Origin of the sequence: Vibrio sp. 10N.222.49.C9, from assembly GCF_041474985.1 — a bacterium.
Lineage (GTDB): Bacteria > Pseudomonadota > Gammaproteobacteria > Enterobacterales > Vibrionaceae > Vibrio > Vibrio crassostreae_C.
This window is the reverse complement of the sequence record NZ_JBFRVD010000146.1, coordinates 1-5,289: the sequence shown is the minus strand read 5'-3', so window position 1 is coordinate 5,289 and position 5,289 is coordinate 1. Positions and strand designations below refer to the sequence as shown.

General features: G+C 36.1%; 5 protein-coding genes. 2 read left to right on the top strand and 3 right to left on the bottom strand.

Annotation, left to right across the window (positions count from 1 at the left end):
• Positions 1-333 precede the first annotated feature (333 nt).
• A complete protein-coding gene (locus AB4585_RS22445; protein ID WP_372171021.1) occupies positions 334-882 on the top strand; it encodes a sugar transferase in 549 nt (182 codons plus the stop codon).
• A complete protein-coding gene (locus AB4585_RS22440; protein WP_372155770.1) occupies positions 882-2,117 on the top strand; it encodes a lipopolysaccharide biosynthesis protein in 1,236 nt (411 codons plus the stop codon). Before AB4585_RS22445 ends, AB4585_RS22440 begins: the two co-directional genes overlap by 1 nt.
• On the opposite strand, the gene AB4585_RS22435 is transcribed toward AB4585_RS22440, so the two are convergent.
• Genes AB4585_RS22435 through AB4585_RS22425 form a run of 3 tightly spaced genes read right to left on the bottom strand, consistent with a single transcriptional unit; the run spans position 2,114 to position 5,049 of the window.
• Positions 2,114-2,827 (bottom strand): bifunctional 2-polyprenyl-6-hydroxyphenol methylase/3-demethylubiquinol 3-O-methyltransferase UbiG, encoded by a 714-nt coding sequence (locus AB4585_RS22435; protein WP_017067152.1) that lies wholly within the window; start codon positions 2,825-2,827, stop codon positions 2,114-2,116. The two genes, AB4585_RS22440 and AB4585_RS22435, sit on opposite strands and share 4 nt — an antisense overlap.
• Before the next feature lie 12 nt (positions 2,828-2,839).
• Positions 2,840-3,949 carry a hypothetical protein gene (locus tag AB4585_RS22430; RefSeq protein WP_017067153.1) on the bottom strand — a complete coding sequence of 370 codons (1,110 nt, stop codon included), beginning with the start codon at positions 3,947-3,949 and terminating at the stop codon, positions 2,840-2,842.
• Positions 3,949-5,049 carry a sugar transferase gene (locus tag AB4585_RS22425; RefSeq protein ID WP_372155769.1) on the bottom strand — a complete coding sequence of 367 codons (1,101 nt, stop codon included), beginning with the start codon at positions 5,047-5,049 and terminating at the stop codon, positions 3,949-3,951. The genes AB4585_RS22430 and AB4585_RS22425 overlap by 1 nt, the downstream gene beginning before the upstream one ends.
• Positions 5,050-5,289 lie beyond the last annotated feature (240 nt).

Here is a 5,289-nt window from a genome sequence, read left to right as displayed (position 1 = left end):
AGTATGCTCCCGCCCTGGGGAAGATAACGAGACTAATCCTAATCCCAATGTTTTGGATACAATCTGGATCGTCAGTCTTAATAACAAGACATAGTTTAAGAGGACTCAAGCTATGCCCTGGTGGGATAGGTTTTGACGATAGGTACTTTGGGTTGAAAGCTCCAGAGCCCTTTGCTGGTGAGAGCAAAAGAATAGTAGAAGCATACTTAAACTCACACTGATGTGTTGCAGCTAGCTCCCTCCATTTGTATTCGTAAGTGATTCAGGTACTCTTTACTCATGAGTGGCACTTACTGCATTCACTATATTCGTTTATCTGAGTTTAAGGCATCCATTTTGATTCGTTTTTTAGATTTCTTTTTTGCGCTGTTTGGCCTTTTGTTCCTTTGGCCTGTTTTTCTTGTCATTTGTATTCTTGGTTACTTTGACACAGGCTCTCCAGTTTTTTTTCAAACACGAGTAGGGCGTAACAAAAAGCCATTTACTTTAGTGAAATTCCGCACTATGCCGGTAGAAACACAATCAGTGGCAACTCACTTGGTGGGGGCTAATTCAGTGACTAAATTGGGTGAATTTTTACGCAAGACTAAATTGGATGAACTACCACAGTTATACAACGTTCTGAAAGGTGAAATGAGTTTGGTTGGCCCGCGACCATGCTTGTTCAATCAGCAAGAGCTCATCGATGAAAGGGAATCGAGAGGCGTGCTGGCGGTAAGATCCGGTGTCACGGGGTTAGCTCAAATCAATGATATCGATATGTCGACGCCTAAGCTGTTGGCGGAGTGGGATAAAACGATGATTCAAACGCTCTCAGTAAAACTCTACTTTATTTATATTCTACAGACAGTTTCAGGTAAGGGCTCTGGAGATAGGGTTTAGTGAATAATGGCGTAAGTAAGCCGAGTGGATTGATTAAGCAGGGAATTCAACTTGGTTCTCTTAAGGTTATAGGTGCAATCGGGGCTTTACTAGTTAACCTATTGCTGGCTCGTTCATATCAACCTGAGATTATTGGACAATATTTTATCTCTCTTGGCATTCTTGTTTTTGTATCACAATTGGCTACATTAGGAGGGGGGCGATTACTCGTAAAGAAGATTGCCGCTAGTTATGACTTAAAAGAAAAATACTGCGCTATTTCTGCTACTTTTTTGCTCTCATTATTGGGTGCATTGCTCTGTTTTGGATTGTATTTTGGGGTGTTAGTTAGATTGCTTGACTTGGTTGTTGAACTAGGTTTATTTGAAATATACGTAATGTCATTGTTTTTTTTAACAATTGCTATATTTCAAGGGTATAATAAATCGCCTTTGGGAGCATTTTTTCAATTTGTTTTACAACCATTTCTATTTGTTTTTTTAGTTCTGATTATACCTCAACATTCTCTTATTAAATTGTATTCTTTTAGTGTCTTTTTGACGCTAGTTATTGCGCTAGGTTATTTGATTAAAATGGGTGATATAGGGTTTAGTCGAATATCAGTTGTTGAGTTAAATAAGACATTCAAAAGCACATTGCCATACCTGTCGATTATGGTTCTTGGTCTTGCGGTTACACATCTGGTGCTGCCTTTATCTTCATTTTGGTTAGATGATAAGAGTATTGCAGTGATGGGAGTTACTGCTCGTTTAATGAATGTTTTGTTCTTTGTAGTTGTTGGAGCAAGAATATTACTCTTACCTCGTTTTACTAAAGCGGTGAGTCTTAAAGATTCAAAAGCAGTATTGAAGTTGGGTTATGTGGGGGCATTCTTTCCTGTCGTTACCATGCTGTTTGGTGTGATGATTATATTTGTTTCCAGTGAAGATATTATGAGGATGTTTGGGGAGGAGTATGTATCTTTTCATGAATTATTGATTTATAGCTCACTATTGCTGATTCCTGCAGCTTTTTTGGGGTGGACTGAAAGCTTTTTAATAGCCCAAAATAAATTAGGCTATATTACTATTTCAACAATTATGTCAGCACTAGTCGTTTTTGTTTTACTCGCTGTGTTAACTATTAACTATGGAGTATGGGGGGCTGTGTTAACCTCGATTGGAGGAAAAACTATTTATACTTTATTCACGGCTTACTTTTCATGTAATTTTCAAAGGAGCGTACAGAAAAGTTAATTCTTATATTGAGCAATTAAAACAATATCACCGCTGTGTGTGAATAGTTTTGACTTTACTATTGACCATAAGGTTCCCAATACTCGGTGTTTTTTACCTGATTTTATTCTTCTATCTTGATCAAAATATAGTGCTTTTACTTCAAAGTTCAATCCTTTGATAAGCTTTACAAAGGTGATTGGTGTAAAAGTGTAATAGTGGTCATTACTGACTTTTTCTCTTTGTAGTAATAGAGCGGGGAGCGCATGTTTTATATTGTATGCATTTGGTACCGCAAAAATAACTTGTTTGGTTTTTACAGTGTTCATTACTTTGTTTATGAAGCCCGTTAAATCAATCATATGCTCTAAAACATGAGACAAAACGACATAATCATACTCTTCCTCTAGATACTTACTTTGACCGTTGAATATGTCGCAATGATCAACATGGTATCCTTTTTCTTGCAGTAATTTAACGCCCTTTTCATTGATATCAAGTCCTGCCGTATAGCTGGCTTTCTGGGAAATATTGTGGAATTGATGTTCTCCTTGTTCTATGTACTTTTGCATAGAGAGCATATCAATCATATCTACACAGCCAACCACTAAAACTCGCTTATCTTCACATAGTTCCGGGATTGATTTGCGTCGGATATCTAGTACCCCTACTTTCTTAAATGAGAGTTGAGCATTATCCCCAACTTTGGTGGATGTAGTAATTATGTTCACTATTGTTTCCTTTTATGGGGTAGGAGAGTACAGCTCTTGAAGTAAATATTGGTGGTAAAGGACAACATCGCTGGCTTTCCAATCTTGATAAAAACTGTTGCCATAAAGGGTTACTGGTTTTTCAAGGAGTAAAGAATGTAACCCTCCAGTGGAGTTTATTGTATATATATGCTCACTTTGAAGAACGCTTTCAAGTAAAGCTCCTTGGTTGCAAATGAGGATGCCTTCTTGTTTACAAAAATGGATTTGTTCCTGTATTACGCAAAGTTGTTTTTCTCCAGGGTGAAGCCGAACGATAAGGGGGAGTCCTTTTGATTCTGAGTCTTGGTGTGCTTTTTTAATTGAATCAATGGCATTTGTATTAGATTGAAATAGGGTTTGTGAATCTTGTGCTACTTGACCTATGAATAAATTGAAGTTACTTGGGTGTTGTAAGCTCTTATGGCTATGAATTACCTTTCTAACTCGATAGATCTCTATTGCTGTTTTTAATTGCTGCAAGGGTGATGAATGAGGTGCTGTTGTTTTTAGGCAATAAAAACCTATCAGGTTCACAAACTGTTCTAGAGCTTTGCTTAATATTGATGAGTCAACGTGTGGTGGACGAAAAGTTAGTAATCGTTTTTTTAGCAGTTCTATTTCTCTAGGCGTCACAGTACGAGTTCTTCGCAATTCTTCTATTTTATGATGATGATCTGCATCCGCATTTACCCCTGTATAACTTGACTGGTATTTATTCGGGAAATTAGCTATTTCAAAGTAACGAATATTATGATGTGTAGTCTTTATTTCTAAAGCGACGTATTGAAATCCTGAGAATACCCATAGTTCATCATTTGGTTCTACTAATTTTTTAAAGTTACTTCGGTTAATACCATAGTGATATTCTCTTTGTCCCTTAATCTCTTCAATACTTGACTGTACTGTGTTTTTCTTAACTTTACTTTGTCTAAGTAAAATATGGCTGCCAGGATACTTTTTTGTTTTTGCTAGCACATAGGTATAGATGTTCGAATGAAGTACATAAGAGGGTGTAGTATTTTCATTCTTAAGGACTCGTTGGAAAAATTCAAGTCGAGTGGCATTGTCAATGAGTATATGTACTACTTTTTTTTGCTTCATTACGCAGATCCATCAGTTGTTAGTAAGGTCCTAACCGTTTTTATTGCGATAGTTAAATCTAACTCGAAGCTGTAGTGCTTAATATAATAGATATCATAGCCTAGCTTTGTCTGCGTTGATTCTGAATTGTCGGTATATCCTTGATTTATCTGTGCCCAGCCGGTGATTCCTGGCTTTACCGTATGGCGATAGTTGTAAAATGGGATTTGCTGTTTGTAGGACTTAACAAATTCAGGTTGCTCAGGTCGAGGGCCAATTAGGGACATATCTCCCTTTAATACATTATAAAACTGCGGTATTTCATCCAATCTAAATTTTCTTAACCAAGCACCAATAATATGAATTCGATGTTTTTCTTGAGTAGCAAATTGTGTACTTTTGATTGATGCTGAATTGTACATGGTTCTGAATTTATACAGAGTAAATGTTGTACCATTTTTTCCAACTCGAGTTTGGGTGTATATTACTTTTCCTGGATCTTGTATATAAAGTAGAGCTGAAATAATAGAGCATAAAATAAGAGTTATAGGCAAAAATAGTAAGATAAGAGTTGCTTCTAGTACGGGCTTTATTTTTAAGTATCTAGAGTTTGGGATGAGAGATTGTAAGGTGGTTTCGGATAAATGAGTAGTTGATACTTGTTTATTTAATCGCTCAGTAATCACTTCCGAATGATAAACGGGTATTTGAGCAAGAGCACAATCTGCAAGGAATTGAGCTGTATCTCTTGAGTGTATTTCATGGAGACTAGTAACCAGTCCATCGGAGTTTTTTTTGATTTGATGTAGTGATATGTCTTTTTGATACTGATATATGGTAATGTTTTTATAACGTGAGTCAACACTATCTACTGATCCAGTAAGAGAATATAGTGTAATTTTTTGTTTTTTATGTAAACGATAATAGATGAGAATCCAAATAAAGGTTAAGGCAGCCCCTATAAGCAAAGCAGGACGAGAGTAATCTATTCGGATGAGTGTAATAAATAGAGCTGAAACGCCATAACTACTTATAAGTGTAATAATGAACTCATGCTGTTTATTTGAAAATAGTCTATTTTTTGACGGAAGAGTATAAGTAGTTAATAAAAATACAAACATAACCAAAATCATAGAATTAAGAACAGTGTTTGGTAAATGAGAGTATGTGAATAGACACCAACTTGTTATGATTAATTGAATGCTAAGAAGTGCCAATGAATGTTGGATCGTATAAAGCTTCATAGTAATTCGTATATTGTATTTCCTGTGGTGGAGTGTATCAAAATTTTAGGTTAGCAGCGAGGTTATAAGGTGCAGTTTTTTCTTAAATTTAGGGAGCTTCATAGACAGAACCTTAAG

Coding starts and splice junctions, on each gene's coding strand:
- AB4585_RS22430 (WP_017067153.1), bottom strand. CDS start 3,949: ATGAAGCAAAAAAAAGTAGTACATATACTCATTGACAATGCCACTCGA.
- AB4585_RS22425 (WP_372155769.1), bottom strand. CDS start 5,049: ATGTTTGTATTTTTATTAACTACTTATACTCTTCCGTCAAAAAATAGA.